Here is an 851-nt window from a genome sequence, read left to right as displayed (position 1 = left end):
CTCTATCGAACCGAGGGTAGGTCGCTCTACCCTCGGTTTTTTTATAGGAAATTAGAGACTTCCGCCATTCCGTAGGATCAGGTCTTTTATCGATCTAAAACTTAAGTGTCTCGAATAACTCCAAGGCGAGGGATATCCATCACCTCTGGACCATATCGCAAGACCATCTAAGACAGACGGGCCAGTTCGGCCGCCAGATCGTGCATGCCGATCACCTCCACACCATCTTCTTTCGGATAGCGCTCCTGTCCGCCGTAAACGATGAAAGCCCGGTCGGGCTGGATGTCGGCGAGGGCTTGGCGGAAACCTCGTTCCATCTTGGGTGCCGTCGTGCGCTTGATTTCGATGGCCCAAACGCCGTGCTTCGCTCCCATCTCCAGCACCAAGTCGATTTCCGCGCCGGTTGCGGTGCGATAAAAACTCGCCTCGGTTCGAAAGGGCGTATACCCCAGCAGGGTTTCGATGACCATGCCTTCCCATGACATGCCGACAACGGGGTGTCCGAGCAGATCGTGAAGGGTCTCGACACCCAATAGGCAGTGCACCAAGCCGCTGTCGCGCAAATAGGTCTTGGGGGATTTGACCAGACGCTTTTTGATATTGGCGTGGTAGGGCGGCAGACGGCGAACCAGCAGCAGATCGACGAGCAGGTCGATATAGGCGGTGACGGTGGGGGTCGATACTTCAAGATTTCGGCCGAGCTGCGTGGCGTTGAGCAACCCCCCTTGGCTATGCGCCAGCATGCGCCAAAGGCGTTCGAGCCTCGGCGCCGAGAGACGCGGTGCGAACATCGGAATATCCCGCTCCAAGACGGTGCGGATGAAGTTCGACCGCCATCGGTGGCTATCGCT

General features: G+C 57.3%; 1 protein-coding gene. It reads right to left on the bottom strand.

Translation table 11 applies throughout. The features are described from left to right. Window positions 1-167: 167 nt before the first annotated feature. On the bottom strand, window positions 168-851 hold a 684-nt coding region (locus BF99_RS0119660; protein ID WP_025772629.1), incomplete at its 5' end, for an ATP-binding protein.

The sequence above is a fragment of the Thioalkalivibrio sp. HK1 genome (assembly GCA_000583135.1).
GTDB lineage: Bacteria > Pseudomonadota > Gammaproteobacteria > HK1 > HK1 > HK1.
This window is presented reverse-complemented; position numbering and strand designations above follow the sequence as displayed.